The 15055-nt window shown below is 37.2% G+C and carries 9 protein-coding genes; 4 read left to right on the top strand and 5 right to left on the bottom strand.

Features of this window, described 5'->3' with window-relative positions; translation table 11 throughout:
- Nucleotides 1–327: 327 nt before the first annotated feature.
- Nucleotides 328–927, top strand: a complete 600-nt coding sequence (msrA, locus tag EZ456_RS18045) for a peptide-methionine (S)-S-oxide reductase MsrA (RefSeq protein WP_225876567.1) — start codon at nt 328–330, stop codon at nt 925–927.
- A 349-nt stretch (nt 928–1276) separates the two neighbouring features.
- Nucleotides 1277–1627 carry a VOC family protein gene (locus EZ456_RS18050; protein ID WP_131532564.1) on the top strand — a complete coding sequence of 117 codons (351 nt, stop codon included), beginning with the start codon at nt 1277–1279 and terminating at the stop codon, nt 1625–1627.
- Nucleotides 1628–2472: 845 nt separating this feature from the next.
- Here the strand turns inward: EZ456_RS18050 and EZ456_RS18055 are convergent.
- The gene (locus tag EZ456_RS18055) at nt 2473–3774 is read right to left on the bottom strand and encodes a short-chain dehydrogenase (RefSeq protein WP_131532566.1); all 1302 of its coding nucleotides are present in this window, start codon (nt 3772–3774) and stop codon (nt 2473–2475) included.
- Nucleotides 3775–4158: 384 nt separating this feature from the next.
- Between EZ456_RS18055 and EZ456_RS18060 the strand changes: the two genes are divergently transcribed.
- The gene (locus tag EZ456_RS18060) at nt 4159–5676 is read left to right on the top strand and encodes a malate:quinone oxidoreductase (RefSeq protein ID WP_131532568.1); all 1518 of its coding nucleotides are present in this window, start codon (nt 4159–4161) and stop codon (nt 5674–5676) included.
- Nucleotides 5677–6573: 897 nt separating this feature from the next.
- Here EZ456_RS18060 and ytxJ read toward each other — a convergent pair.
- The 3 genes from ytxJ to ribH all read right to left on the bottom strand — a co-directional run bounded on the left by ytxJ (nt 6574) and on the right by ribH (nt 7724).
- Nucleotides 6574–6906: a bacillithiol system redox-active protein YtxJ gene (gene ytxJ / locus EZ456_RS18065; RefSeq protein WP_131532570.1), complete on the bottom strand. Its 333-nt coding sequence runs from the start codon at nt 6904–6906 to the stop codon at nt 6574–6576.
- An 88-nt stretch (nt 6907–6994) separates the two neighbouring features.
- Nucleotides 6995–7117: a hypothetical protein gene (locus EZ456_RS25675; protein ID WP_255420130.1), complete on the bottom strand. Its 123-nt coding sequence runs from the start codon at nt 7115–7117 to the stop codon at nt 6995–6997.
- Nucleotides 7118–7232: 115 nt separating this feature from the next.
- Nucleotides 7233–7724 carry a 6,7-dimethyl-8-ribityllumazine synthase gene (gene ribH / locus EZ456_RS18070; protein WP_131532572.1) on the bottom strand — a complete coding sequence of 164 codons (492 nt, stop codon included), beginning with the start codon at nt 7722–7724 and terminating at the stop codon, nt 7233–7235.
- 164 nt (nt 7725–7888) lie between these two features.
- Here ribH and EZ456_RS18075 point away from each other — a divergent pair, with 164 nt between their 5' ends.
- On the top strand, nt 7889–14251 hold the full coding sequence (locus tag EZ456_RS18075) for an alpha-2-macroglobulin family protein (protein WP_131532574.1): 6363 nt from the start codon (nt 7889–7891) through the stop codon (nt 14249–14251).
- Nucleotides 14252–14353: 102 nt separating this feature from the next.
- On the opposite strand, the gene EZ456_RS18080 is transcribed toward EZ456_RS18075, so the two are convergent.
- Nucleotides 14354–15028: a LytR/AlgR family response regulator transcription factor gene (locus EZ456_RS18080; protein ID WP_131532576.1), complete on the bottom strand. Its 675-nt coding sequence runs from the start codon at nt 15026–15028 to the stop codon at nt 14354–14356.
- Nucleotides 15029–15055: the final 27 nt, after the last annotated feature.

Here is a 15055-nt window from a genome sequence, read left to right on the forward strand (position 1 = left end):
ATTTAAAAAGAATTGTTAATAACTGCGTTTAGCTTGTGTGTTAAGTGTTTAATAAATTAATATACAGTTTTTTAAGTTATTAACAAAATTGCAAAATCAATACAATGTTCGATTGTCACACCAAATCCATTATAATTTAAAGGCAAACTACAGTTTGTTTAATTTCGTATAATTAACTAGAAATAACATTAGTGGCCTGTAAGGTAAATTGGTTATTTGCGACTAATAAAATATATAAACACAAAATGAGACCATCATGATTAACCAATTAACAATCAGATAAAAATCATGATAGCCTCATTACGACTAAAAACAAATAAACACACAATGAGAAAAATAATATTAATTCTATTGTCGGTATTGGCTTTAAATCAGGCGAATGCACAAGGGAAAAAGACGGAGAAAGCTACTTTTGGCATGGGTTGCTTTTGGTGTACTGAAGCCATTTTTCAACGTTTAAAAGGCGTGGTGTCGGTTAAGTCTGGTTATGAAGGCGGTACTTTAACCAATCCAACTTACGAGGAGGTATGTACCGGTGCCACAGGGCATGCAGAGGTTTTGGAAATTACTTATAACCCGATGGTGATTTCTTACGATGATTTATTGGAAGTTTTTTGGAAAAGCCACGATCCAACTACATTAAACCGCCAGGGTGCAGATAGCGGTACGCAATATCGCTCGATAGTTTTTTACCATTCAGCAGCGCAAAAAGCTTTGGCAGAAAAGTACAAGGCAGAACTGAATAAAACTAATGCCTATGGCAAGAAAGTGGTAACTGCTATAGAAGCGGCCAAACCTTTTTATGTTGCCGAAAGTTATCACCAGAATTATTTCAATAAAAATGGAAGCGAGCCGTATTGTAGATTGGTAATCCAGCCAAAAATAGAAAAACTCGAAAAGATATTTAAAGCGAAGCTTAAAAACTGAGAGAGGGGATGAGGTTGTATCATAAAGTCGATTTTAATTAGGGCCTGTCACGTTGAGCCTCCCGATGAAAATCGGGACAAGTAATCGAAACGCTTACAGAAGATCCTTCGACAAGCTACCATTGACAGGTTCCTAGAGAAAGGTCGTCATTGCGAGGAGGAACGACGAAGCAATCTTTATAGCAGGATCACTAGCATGAAAGATTGCTTCGTCGGCTGAAAAAGCCTTCTCAGCAATTACGATACCCTCAGGTTATTCATTCCCTTAAAACCATGTTATAAATTAACCCTCAGGATGACAACCATATATTAATAACCCTCTTTTGAGTTTCAACACTTAAATATCTAGTATGGTAAAAAGAATAGTACTTAATATTGATACTCAAAAAATTGAAGAAGCTGCTCGTTTCTACAAAAATGTTTTGGGGCTTGATTTAATGATGGATCATGGTTGGATTGCAACCTACGGTGCTGCTGATCAAAAAATGGATGTACAGATCAGTTTTGCTTCCGAAGGTGGATCGGGTACCCCAACACCAGATCTATCCATCGAAGTTGAAAATGTTGATGAAATATTAGAGAAGGTGAAGGCAGCTGGATTCCCGATCGAATATGGCCCAACTGACGAACCATGGGGTGTTAGGCGGTTTTACACCAGAGATCCTTTTGATAAACTGATTAATATTTTAAGTCATTATTGAGGCTAAATTTATTGCATAAAGATCAATATGAATGACAGGGAATTTTAAGTAAATGATACTCTCGAGATATCGTCATTCCCAACTAGATTGGGAATCGTAATGCAATACGCTTTAAGATTCCCGTATGCGCGCCTATCGTGTGGACACATCATTTTTAATCTAGATTTGTTTTTAATTCCTTTGTCTAAGGCGATCGTCATGCTGAATTTATTTTACAAGTAGAAATGGTTTTTTCAATTGCCTTGTAGCTACTGCGTGGTCAGCATCTTTCCTGCTATTAACTGGCCTTGATTCCTTAAGAAGCACAAATGTCATTTTTTTTCGCTCTTTGCCGCGGGGCATGGTAGTTTTTCGCAAATCATGTTGTTTTTATTTGTACTCAAGAATGCTGGCGCATTTTGGAGCGCCAAAGTACCCAAAGCGCTTTGTCAATCCAGCAAAGCGGCTCAGCACAATCCAAGCACATCAAAAAACAGCGGCACTTTGTTTTGTGTTCAATTTTCGTAACATTTTGAAGCAGCGTTTATGAACACAAAACCACTGCGTTTAAGGTTTGGTAGTGCTATTTTTTCTTTTGTGAAACTGTTTTTTGATTTCTCCGCCGCTTGGGATTGACGGCGTTCTTCGGTAAAACCTTTGCTTTATTAAAGTTGGTTAGCAAAACGCATAAAAACCCAAGCCAAAAGATGTGTCCACGATAGGCATGCGCGGGAAAGACGGACGCATTATTGGAATCTGCAAATAGTAGCGCAGCTGAGAAATCTTTTCGAAAGAAAGTTAAAAAGATCTCTCCATTCCAGTACGCTTCATCCGATAGCTATCGGATCGAGATGACGAATCGTCTTTTAGTTCAAAAACCCTTTAGCTTTTTCGAGCAGTTCACTGCCCTTTTTGCCAATTTCTTTTTTTTCTTTTTCTATGGTTGAGGGCTGTGTATACTCGCTCACAGAATTGGAAAGCGCTTTAAACTTGCCAATGCCGGCAAATACTTCTTCAGCATGAGGAACACCATGTTGTTTCATTAGTTTTTCCCAATCTACTTTCGATAACATGGCTATCGTATATTTGATGGCAATTTTGCCCATAAATGCTTTGTCGTACACACCAGTTAATGCTTTGTCTGCTTTACGGTCTTTTACATAAACAATGGTTTGTTGCAGGGCCTCGCGTTCGCTGTTAGAAAATAATGGACTTTTGCTTAGCTTTTCCAGCGCTGGAAGCGACTGCTCTGGTCTTTCTTTTTTTAAATTCAGGTAAGCGGTTATTCCCCAAACCAGTTCATTTTGAATGCCGAGTTTATTCATGTCGTTTAAAAAAGCCTCAAAATCTTCAAGCGATCTTTCCTCATCAATTTTTCGCTCCATTCTCATCCGGTCAAAACCTCTAAAAAGGTAGTTCATGCCATGGAAAGCTAAATGTGTTTGTTCGTCATTTAAGCGGCTCCAGCCAAAAAAGGCTTTGGTGTAAGGGAGTAGAATTTTCTCATTTTTATCAAGCCATTTAATATTCCGCGAAAGGCCATCTTCTGATAGGTAGAAAAGATTGTTGCCAAAAAACAGAAAGCCGCGTACAAATTCGAGCAAGGTTTTAATTTCGCAATCATCCAGCAACTCAGGCTGAGTTTTAGAACATTCGTATAGTGCAAAAGGTTGCCCTAAATCTCTGGTGGTCAAAACCGCCATACTTAAAATCGCATGTTCGATGTTTTGATAATAAACTTTCTTTAAATCTTTAAAAAAAGGATGTGGTGTTTTAACGCCAGTTTGCATCGCAATAAACCCAGCTGTTAGGAGTGGGAAAACATCTTCATCGGTTTCTTTCACAAATTGTTTAACCGATCGATATTCTTTATATACCCTTAAGGCGTCTATTACAGAAATATTTTCGTTGCCGTGTCCGTCCACAGTATTTAAGGTTCGCACAACGCTTTGTGCCTGTTTACTGAATTTCTGATATTCGGGCTGACTAGTATCTTGAACCGCGGTTGAACGGACAGCTATTTTAGCGAACTTATAAAAAATGATTTTATCGTAATTAATGTTTTCTGTCAATTTCTTTTTGTCGAGTTCGAGGAGAACCTGATCTGTTTTTTCGCGAGAGCAGGCAGCTAAAAATAGTACAGTGCAAAATAAAACTAAATTCTTCATGAGGTAGGTTTTAAGCAAATAGATGTATAAAACTAACATTTTAGGAGAAAAAAAACGATAAATGTAGAATCTTATGCATTTTTCCTGTAAAACGTCAGGGCTTGTTATTGAAATTTAAATTTTTTTGGCCATTTAAAAATAAAATGACAAATATTTTAAAGGAATGGGTGGTGCGATTAGCAAATTAATAATGAGCTTTTAATAGTGGGTGAATGTCTGTTTTGATTTGTTCTTGATAAAACTGTTTTTTGGATTAAAATTTGATTAGAAATTGTCAAAAAACAGAAAGTATTTCTAATTTTTTAGCAATTTTTTCAGATTTAATGCCTTAAAATTCGTGGTATGTTTAAAATCATCCTAAATTTGTAACTCCTTTAAGCTAAGATGACAAAAAAGAAAAAGACAGTTGGTAAAACTGACGCTGATGTAATTTTAATAGGGGCTGGCATCATGAGTGCAACCCTGGGTGTTTTGTTAAAACAATTAGAACCCAATTTAAGCATAGAAATTTACGAACGTTTAGATATTGCGGCGGCAGAAAGTTCTGACGCCTGGAATAATGCCGGAACGGGACACTCTGCTTTTTGCGAATTAAACTATACGCCTGAAAAGAAGGATGGTACAGTTGAAATTAAAAAGGCGGTTCAGATTGCAGAACATTTTGAAGTTTCTAAGCAGTTTTGGTCATATTTAGTAAACAAGGGATTGGTTTCTGATCCTTGTAATTTTATCCGAAATATTCCTCACATGAGTTTTGTTTGGGGAAAAAAAAATGTAGAATATCTTAAAAAACGCTACGATGCATTAACACAATGCGATCTGTTTAGCGATATGCAATATACCGAAGATACCGAGTTGGTAAAAAACTGGGCGCCCTTGATTATGGATGGCCGTAAGAAAAGCGAAAAAGTTGCGGCAACAAAAATGGATCTGGGAACCGATGTTAATTTCGGAACTTTAACCCGCGATATGTTTAACAACTTAAAGGAACAAAGTAATGTTAATCTATATTTCAATCACGAAATACGCGACCTTAAAAAGGATAAAGACGGTAACTGGATCGTGAAAGTTAAAGATTTAGAAAGCGGAGACAAACGCAAACGTGTAGCTAAGTTTGTATTTATTGGTGCAGGTGGCGGTTCCTTGCCGCTGCTTGAAAAATCGGATATTCCTGAAGGAAAAGGTTTTGGCGGTTTTCCGGTAAGCGGGCAATGGTTAAAGTGTACCAATGAAGAAATTATTAAAAAACACCATGCTAAGGTATATGGAAAAGCTGCGGTTGGTGCGCCACCAATGTCGGTTCCACACTTAGATACCAGAATGATTAATGGTAAACAGGCACTGTTGTTTGGACCTTACGCTGGTTTTTCTACCAAATTCCTTAAAAACGGTTCTTTCCTGGATTTACCAAAATCGATAAAATTTAATAATATCCGTCCGATGCTCTCTGCAGGATTGCATAACCTCGATTTAACAAAATATTTGATTGAGCAGGTTAGGCAGTCGCCAGAAGATAGATTGGAAGCCTTGAAAGAATATTTACCAACTGCCGAACTTAAAGATTGGGAACTGGAATATGCCGGTCAACGTGTTCAGGTAATTAAAAAGGATGAAAAGCAAGGTGGTATTTTAGAATTTGGTACCGAGGTAGTGAGTGCTGCCGATGGCTCTATTGCGGCTTTATTAGGTGCTTCGCCTGGAGCTTCAACAGCAGTTTCAATTATGCTCGACCTATTAAACCGCTGTTTTGCTGATGATCTGGCCACTGAAGAATGGCAGGCCAAAATCAAAGAGATGATCCCTACTTATGGAAAAGATTTGGCACAAGATGCAGATCTTTGCAAAGAAACCAGAAACAGGACCTCAAAAGTGTTAAAAATTGAGAATGCTGTAGAAGCTTAATTGAAACAACGATATGATTTTATACAAAGTCCCGGTGTAAATTGGGACTTTTTTTGTTTTATGTGGAGGCTCTTTCTTTGCATCCTCGGTCTGTGTCCCCACAGATCGAAACCGGATAAATAATTAATCGTTTGTGCCATCAATCGTTCCGAAGGAAAATGTCATTAAGTTACGCCCTGCGCTTGTCAGTCTGAGCGTAGTCGAAGACTTCGAGAGTTTGACCAATTAAAAAGATGCCCTTCGGCTACACTGCCATTGAAAGACTCCAATAGAAAAATCGTCATTGCGAGGAGGAACGACGAAGCAATCTTTCATGCTAGTAATCCTGCTATAAAGATTGCTTCGTCGGCTGAAAAAGCCTTCTCGCAATGACGTATCCCGAGATTATTCAGCATTCTGTCAGTCATGAAAAGGTGATATGATTTGGAAAGCAATTGCAGTAGTGCTTTGGTTAATGAATTCCCGCCCCCGTTTCTGCTCCGATAAAAAACGGGAGCATCAACTATGGTCGGGTTTAGATTGCCTTTGCTCCTGCAGCTATGAGGAGTTTTCAGTGCCACCGCCCTAACCAACTTAGCCCTGATTGGAGCAGAGATCCTTTTTTGTCACCCTGAGCGAAGTCGAAGGGCAAAAAAGATCGGAGCGCAAAGCAGGACGAGCATTAATTCTTGTAATGCAACTGCGCTCCAAATAAATCGAAAAGCGTTTACAAATCGTAGCATGCCGTCAGCGATGAAAAGGTGGTAAAACGAACATTGCTTTTCCGAAAATAAAAATTATTTTTAACCTTGAGTCTTTGAAATAAAAAAACGCCTAAAAATTATTTTAGACGCTTTAGATCCTGAAATAAATCCGATAACTATCGGATCAGGATGACGATTCTCTTGTTGTATTTAATTAAGCAGCAATCACCTCTGCAACTTCATCAGCAGAAATATCGCTATGTGATGCTTCTAATACGCAATCGCCATCTTTAATCAATAAAATCTGTGGCGATTGATGTGCTACCTGAAAAACTTCGGCAATCTGGTTGGAAATATCACGGTAGCTAATCAGATCTAAAAAATAAAGTTTGGTATCTGCCGGAATGATCTCCCAGTCAAATTCAAAATTCTTTTTAGCCATCAAACTAATAGAGCAACGTGTACTGTGCTTGAAAATAAGACTAAAACCAGTTGCATTCTTGATCTCGTCAAGCTGTTCTATTGAAGTTAAGTTAACCCAAGTCATGATTTATACGTATTGTTTTACAGGATAACAATTACAGTTAAATAAAGTTCTGTAAATGACCTGAATATGAGATTACAAATGAGGTAGATTAATTCCTTCTGCGTTTTCCTTCTGGATAAGATCCATAAGCAGGACAAAGTTTAGAAGAACAAGACTCTAAAATGGTTATGGTGCAGAACACCGCCAATAGTAAGATGGCTACTTTTTTCATCCGTATATATTTGTTATTTCAATGGTAATGAAGCGATCATGATTAGTCATAATAGTTTCATCGGATCTGATAATTTTTAAACTTCTAAGTTACAAATATTTATTAAAACGCAAGTTTAAATTTGAGCCGAAAAATCAGCCATTTTAATGGCAGTAATTGCAGCTTCATCACCTTTATTGCCATGTTTCCCACCAGCACGGTCTTGTGCTTGCTCCAGGTTATTAGTTGTTAAAACCCCGAAGATAACCGGTTTACTATACTTAATGCCAACGTTGGTTACCCCTTGGGCTACTGCGTCGCAAATAAAATCGAAATGTTTCGTGTCGCCCTGGATTACGCAACCTAAACATATTATCGCATCTATATCATTTCTTTTGCTTAATAAAATTTCTGCACCACCTGTTAATTCAAAACTTCCTGGTACGGGTAAAGAAATTATATTTTCTTCCTTAACGCCATTAGCTAAAAGCGTTTTTAATGCACCATTGTATAAAGCGCCGGTAATTTCGGCATTCCACTCCGCTACAATAATTCCGAATTTATAGTTTGCTCCATTAGGAACTGTGGTATGAGAGAAATCAGATAGATTTTTTAATTGTGTTGACATGGAGCAAAGATAATGTTATGCTTTGAATGTTAAAAACGTTAATGTTTGCGGCTTGTAACATTTAATGTATTAATAATTAGATTCGTATAATAATCAGATAAAATATTAACCTCTTATGGAATTTTAGTATTTGTCCCATCTCTATTAAAACTCAAAGCTATTTTATGAACTTATCTTTACGCTTTTCCACTTTATTACTTTTCATCCTTTGGTTTTCGTTCGATGCGGCTGCGCAGCATAAATATACCCTGGCAGATTTTTATCGGATTGATTCTATTGCGAACCAGGGCAAACCTAAGGATGCTTTGGCTTTGATCGAAAAAATAAATAAACAGGCACACCAAGATCGTAATGCCCAATTACTGATCAAATCGGTTATTTATAGAATGATGTTTCAAGGTTATTTGGAAGAGAATGCCTTTGATAAAATCTTGATTAATCTGCGTGAAGATATTACCAATGCCAAACAGCCCGAAAAAAGCATTCTACAATCACTTTTAGCCGAAACTTATTGGAATTATTTGCAACAAAATAGGTGGCAGATTAGTCAGCGCACACAAGTGCAAGGCGATATGGGTAATGATATTAAAACATGGAGCATTAAAAAACTGAGCGATGAAACGGTAAAATACTATCTGTTATCATTAAACGAAGTTCAACTTTTGCAACAAACCAAAGTTGATGTTTTGGATGCTGTTTTAGCAGGTGATAAAAATAACCGGAGTTACAGACCAACGCTGTATGACCTACTTGCACACAGGGCCATCGATGTTTTTAGCAATACACAAATTAACCTTACACAATATGACGATGATTTAGTTGATATGAGTGATGCTGCTTGGTTTGGCAACAGACAAGGTTTTTTAGCCATGGAACTACCGAAAGATAGCACATTGTTTAAACCGCAAGCTTTGCAATTGTTTAGAAACCTGATCAAATTTCATCAAAACAGGAATAATTTATCTGCACTGGCCGATGTTGATTTAAAACGGCTAAAGTTTGTGCAACAAAATTTTAATGGCGATAACCAAGACTTGTATTATAACGCATTAAACCGGTTAGCCGAGCAAAGCATGCAAACGGAAGTTTATACTGATATTTTATACGAACAGGCTAACATGCATAAAAATGCAACTTTACCAATTGATACCAATAAACAGAACCTGATTAAAGCTATAGCCTTAGCCGAAAAAGCCGTTGATGCTTATCCAAAAAGTATTGGTGCACAAAATGCCAGGAATTTAATTGAGCAGATAGAAAGCAGTGAATTATCAATTAAAACCAAGGGGTATGTTCTGCCGGATAAACCTATACAGCTGCACTTATCGTACAAAAATGCTGATACCATACAACTTAGGTTATTTAAATCCCCTGATTTTCAGGTTGAGTACCAGCAATTTAAAAGCAAGGCAGATTTTTTGACTTTTTTCACTAAAAATAAAATAATAAAGCAGTGGACTGTAATTATACCAAAAACAGGCGACTACCAAACCCATACTTTAATTGATAAAATAGATGGTTTAGCACTTGGTGCTTATACCTTGATTGCCCAAACCATTAACCACAAACAAAAAGATAGCGTTTACAGCAACGTCGACTTTAAGGTTACAGCGATGGCGGTAATTAACAGGCGCAATATCGAAAAACATGAATATTTTGTGAATCAACTTAGTGATGGAGCACCTTTAAAAAATGTCAAAATTCAACAACGGCGATATGATTACAATACCCGAAAATTTATTGATGGCGCTTTAATTACCACTAACGATAAAGGTTATGCCAGCACAAATGAAACTGATAGGAACATGTCATACGCGGTGGTTAGCCTCGGGAAAGATGAATTGAAATTAAACGTCAATAATTATAATAACTATCAGGATGAGGAGGATAAAGAACGCGTAATTCTTTTTATTGATAGGCCGATCTATCGCCCGGGACAAACCATTTATTATAAAGGCCTGTTCTTGAAATCTGAAAAGGGCAAAAATAAAATTGTGGTAAATAAGGTACTTGAGGTTTTTTTTAATGATGCCAATGGTAAGGAAATAGCAACAAAAAATGTTACCAGTAATGATTATGGTACTTTTCAAGGCTCCTTTAGTATTCCAATGGGAAAGCTAAACGGCAATATGGAGATCGAAACTGATTATGGAAGCATTAGCGTACAGGTTGAGGAATATAAACGCCCAACTTTTGAGATTGTTTTTGATAAGCCCAACCAAAAATACAAATTGAACGATAGTATTAAAGTAGAAGGTAAAGCCAGTGCTTTTTCTGGATATTCAGTAAACAATGCGAAAATAAATTATAAAGTTTTTCGTAGAGTAATGGATGAGATTCGCTTAACATTTGCCCAACGTAGTGCTATTTATGGTTCAAGTATATATTCTGAAAGGAAACAGATTGCCATTGGAAAAACAAATACCAAGACAGGTGGAAAATTCGAGATTACCTTTTTTGCAAAAGCTACCGATATCAGGCAAAATTACAGTTATGAAATTGTAGCTGATATAACCGATTTAAACGGCGAAACCAGAACGAAAAGTACCAGCATCAATGTAGGGCAAAAAGATATTAATCTTAATATTAGCACAGAGCAGGTTATTTATGTAAGTAATAAAACAGATAGCATCCCGTTTTGGATAACCAATTTAAACAACGAGCCTATAAAAGCTAATGTTAAAGCAGAATGGAGTTTGTTACAATCGCCACCGAGGTTAATGAACAAGAGTCCTTTTTATGCCGAAAACCATGCAATGAGCAAGGAAGAGTTTATTAAGAATTTTCCGGATGAGGATTATAATAATGAACTCGAAATAGCCAAATGGCCTGTAAAATCGGTAGAACTGAAACAAAACCTCTCTATTGATCATGGGCGTGGAAACCTAACCTTTAATCAAAAGACCCTAAAGCCAGGCTGTTATAAAATAAGCCTGTTGGCTGTAAACGAACAGAAAGATACCATTAAAGTTGACAAGTATTTAGTGGTTTATAACGATCAGCCTGCTGTAATACAGTCGAATGTCGAATGGATTGCACCTGAAGTAAGCGTAATAAAACCAACTGAAAGTGCTGTTTTTCGTTTGGCTGGTTTGGCCAATAACAGTAAAGCTTATTACGAAGTTTATTATCGTAACAGTATTGCCGAAAAAGTTTGGATCAACCTATTGCCTAAACAAAGCATAGTTAAAATTAAACCACAGGCAAATTACGAAGATGGTTTCGCCGTACAATTTACCATGATACATCAAGGTACGGTTTACAATTCGATGCAGCAGGTTAAAATTATTGAACCTGAAAAAGAATTGAATATTAAATTTTTAACTTTTAGAGATAAACTACAACCTGGAGAAAAGGAAAGTTGGAAGCTGCAGATCAGTAATAAAAATGGTGAGAAGCAGATGGCCGAAATGGTGGCTACGCTTTACGATGCAAGTTTAGATAATCTGAAAAGAATGGATTGGAATACGCATCTACCAACAGGCTTTAACTACTATTATTACAACTGGAATTTTAATACCAATGATATCACAAATCCAAGTTATTTATGGTTTTTAAGGAATAATCGGAATTATGCAGTGGTTACACGTGGTTATGAAAGCCTGAATTTATTTGGTTACAATTATTATGGCGGGTACAACTATAGTTACCACAATTACATCAACAATTTAAAAAGACCAAAAAAAAGAGGCTTATCTCCTGAGGCTATTCAGAAATTAGCTGAGTTGGCTAATGGCAAATTAACCTATGGAGTGGTATTCGATAGTCAGGGAGAGACATTACCAGGCGTACAGGTGAAATTTGGCAAAATAGTAACCACTACTAATGTTTTTGGAATTTATACTATTGATGCTAAAGTAGGGGAGACATTGAATTTTGCTTATTTAGGCTTTAAAAACCATGCTATAAAAGTAGGAGCTAAAAAGCGTATTGATGTAACCCTCAAAGAAGATGGAAATGCTTTGAATGAAGTAGTGGTCGCGGGTTATGGTGCGCAGAGAAAAGAAACCATGTCTGCAGCGGCAATACAAATTAGAGGTGTATCGAGCTTGAAAGGGAAGGCAGCTGGCTTGGCTACAGATGCTATTTATGGCAGTAGATCTGCAGATACAATGCTCTTTGCAATGGCTGGTGAAGATAAGTCAGCAACACTACGTCAGGAAGTGGAGTCACTTAAAAACAAAAAAACAAATATTACCGCACGTACTAACTTCAACGAGCTTGCATTCTTTTATCCGCAGTTGTTAACAGATGCCAAAGGCGAAATCAAGATCGAGTTTACCATACCCCAAAGTTTAACCCGATATAAGATGATGGGTTTTGCGCATACTAAAGATTTAAAAACAACATCCATCACCAATGAGCTGGTTACGCAAAAGCAATTGGCTATTGCCATAAATGCCCCTCGTTTTTTCAGGGAAGGAGATACGATTTTATTAAGTGCCAAACTGAATAACCTGGCCGGTAAAAAACTTGTTGGCAATGCCAGTTTAGAACTTACGGATGCCTTAACTGCAAAACCAATCCGAATTTTTGAGGCAAACGAAAAAACCGAAAAAACTTTCGAGGTTGATCATGCGGGCAATGCAGTTTTAAAATGGACATTAATTATTCCATCAGGCATTGGTGCCATAACCTATAAAGTTTTGGCCCAAAGCGGTAGGTTTAGCGATGGAGAAGAAAACACCATTCCGGTTTTAGCAAATGCCATGTTGGTTACCGAAAGTATGCCCATAAATGTACGCGGTAATACTACTAAAACTTTCGATTTTGAGAAACTGGAGAAATCAGGCGCTTCAAAAACTTTACGCAACCAAAGTTTAACTTTCGAGTTTACCTCAAATCCGGTTTGGTACGCGGTACAGGCACTACCATATTTAATGGAATATCCTTATGAGTGTGCTGAACAAACTTTTAGCCGGTTTTATGCCAATAGTTTTGCAACAGGGATCATTAACGCATCACCAAAAATTAAAACCGTTTTTGAGCAGTGGCAAAATACCAATAACGGTCAGGCACTTTTATCTAACCTGGAGAAAAACCAGGAATTAAAATCAATTTTGTTAGAAGAAACACCATGGGTACGCAATGCAGATAACGAAAATGAGCGTAAAAAACGTTTGGCTGTGCTTTTCGATTTAAATAGAATGACTTACGAATTGAAAAACAATTTCGAAAAGCTGGAGAAAATGCAATTTAATAATGGTGCTTTTCCCTGGTTTAATGGTATGCAAGAAGATCGCTACATTACCCAGCATATTGTTTTGGGGATGGGCCAGTTAAAAAAAATAAAACTGATCGACGAAAAGGCTTACCCTAATTTTAATGTAATGCTTAACAAAGCCATTATTTATTTGGATGGGCAATTGGTAAAAAATTATAAGAATGAAGTTGAAGGGAAACGCTTTGCCTACTTGCCACTGCATTACCTCTTCGCCAGAAGTTATACCGATCAAAAAAATACAACTGTAGATTTTACAAAAGCCAAAGATTTTTACCTCAAAAAATTAGCCGCCAACTGGAAAACATTCGATACCTATCAGTTGGCGCAGACTGCGCTGGTTTTAAGTAGAAACGGCAATAATTTGGAAGCAAAAAAGATCATTACATTGTTAAATCAAACTGCGCAGCAGCATGGTGAAATGGGCATGTACTGGGCTACGAATAAAGCGGGCTGGTGGTGGTACCAAAGCCCGATTGAGACACAGGCGTTATTGATTGAGGCTTTTGATGAAGTAGCCAACGATACTAAGGCTGTAGAAGAAATGAAAATCTGGTTACTTAAGAACAAACAAACAAATGATTGGAAAACGACTAAAGCTACTGCTGCTGCCTGTTATGCCCTGTTAATGAAGGGTGCCGATTTATTAAGCGAAAGTAATGAGCCGGAGATTATGATCGGAAATCAAAAACTAGCCGATTTACAGCAGCTAAATGCCACAAAAGAAGCTGGAACGGGCTATCAAAAGTTAACCATTGCAGGTACTGATGTTAAACCAGAAATGGGCAAAGTACAGGTTAAAAATAACAACAAAACAATCGCGTGGGGAGCGCTTTATTGGCAGTATTTTGAGCAATTGGATAAAATAACCACAGCAAGTACAGGTGTTAAAATCAAAAAGCAGTTGTTTATCCAAAAAGCAAGTGATAAAGGCGATATTTTGACCCCATTAACTGCAACAAATATTTTAGCTCCCGGCGATTTATTGAAAGTGCGTATAGAAATTTATTGTGATCGAAATATGGAGTATATTCATTTGAAAGATATGCGTTCATCGGGTTTTGAGCCTGTAAATGTTATCTCTCGGTATAAATACCAGGATGGTTTGGGTTATTACGAAAGCACAAAAGATGCTTCAACCAATTTCTTCATCAGTTATATGCCAAAGGGAACCTATGTATTCGAGTATCCAATACGGGTTACACATGCCGGAAATTTTTCTAATGGAATTACCAGTTTGCAAAGCATGTATGCGCCAGAGTTTACTACGCATTCTGCAGGGATAAGGGTAAATGTAAAACCTTAGTTTTTAATTATAAACCTCGTAGGTTTTTAAACGGCGGAGCCTTCAACGAGGCCGATAAAACTGTTAAAAAACCCGAGTTAAACCTGCGAGGTTTAAATTGCATTAATTAAGTTTAATTCCGCCATAAGTTGCGCCAATAGGAATCACTTTTTCTCCAATCCAAATTTGGCTGCGGTCAAATTTGAAGACTTTGTTTTTGGCTACAATAAAAGCCCGGTGACACCGGATGAAATCTGTTTTTGGCAACAGTTCAGCCAAATCGTTAATGGTAATCCTCGAGCTTAAAAGTTTGTCTTTTAGTTGTATCTGGGTATAGTTGCCTGAGGCTTCCACGAAAAGAATTTCGGCTAACTCAACCTTAATTTGTTCATAGCCATCTTTTATAAAAATGTATTCCGTTTTTGTATCCTGTTTCTGGTTGCGCAAGTTAAGGAGCTCTTGGGCTTTATTGCAGGCTTTTAAGAAACGAGAAAGTGAGAAGGGTTTTAACAGATAGTCTACGGCATCGAGTTCAAAACTTTGTACCGCATGCTCCGTGTAGGCTGTGGTAAAAATAACCATGGGTGGCTTGGTCAAACTTTTTAAAAAATCGATACCACTAATATCTGGCATTTTGATATCCAGAAAAATCAGGTCAACCTTGTTGTGCTGAAGGTAACTGATGGCCGAAAAAGCATCTGTAAAAATTTGCTGTAATGCTACAAATGGAACTTTTGAGGCATGCGATTTTATAATCTCTAACGCAATTGGTTCATCATCTATAGCAATGGCAATCATTTTTGGTTTATTCTTTTTATTTATGGT

Origin of the sequence: Pedobacter psychrodurus (genome assembly GCF_004331735.1) — a bacterium.
In the GTDB taxonomy this organism is placed as follows: domain Bacteria; phylum Bacteroidota; class Bacteroidia; order Sphingobacteriales; family Sphingobacteriaceae; genus Pedobacter; species Pedobacter psychrodurus.

Coding starts and splice junctions, on each gene's coding strand:
- EZ456_RS18060 (WP_131532568.1), top strand. CDS start 4,159: ATGACAAAAAAGAAAAAGACAGTTGGTAAAACTGACGCTGATGTAATT.
- EZ456_RS18055 (WP_131532566.1), bottom strand. CDS start 3,774: ATGAAGAATTTAGTTTTATTTTGCACTGTACTATTTTTAGCTGCCTGC.
- EZ456_RS18050 (WP_131532564.1), top strand. CDS start 1,277: ATGGTAAAAAGAATAGTACTTAATATTGATACTCAAAAAATTGAAGAA.
- ytxJ (WP_131532570.1), bottom strand. CDS start 6,906: ATGACTTGGGTTAACTTAACTTCAATAGAACAGCTTGACGAGATCAAG.
- EZ456_RS25675 (WP_255420130.1), bottom strand. CDS start 7,117: ATGAAAAAAGTAGCCATCTTACTATTGGCGGTGTTCTGCACCATAACC.
- ribH (WP_131532572.1), bottom strand. CDS start 7,724: ATGTCAACACAATTAAAAAATCTATCTGATTTCTCTCATACCACAGTT.
- msrA (WP_225876567.1), top strand. CDS start 328: ATGAGAAAAATAATATTAATTCTATTGTCGGTATTGGCTTTAAATCAG.
- EZ456_RS18075 (WP_131532574.1), top strand. CDS start 7,889: ATGAACTTATCTTTACGCTTTTCCACTTTATTACTTTTCATCCTTTGG.
- EZ456_RS18080 (WP_131532576.1), bottom strand. CDS start 15,028: ATGATTGCCATTGCTATAGATGATGAACCAATTGCGTTAGAGATTATA.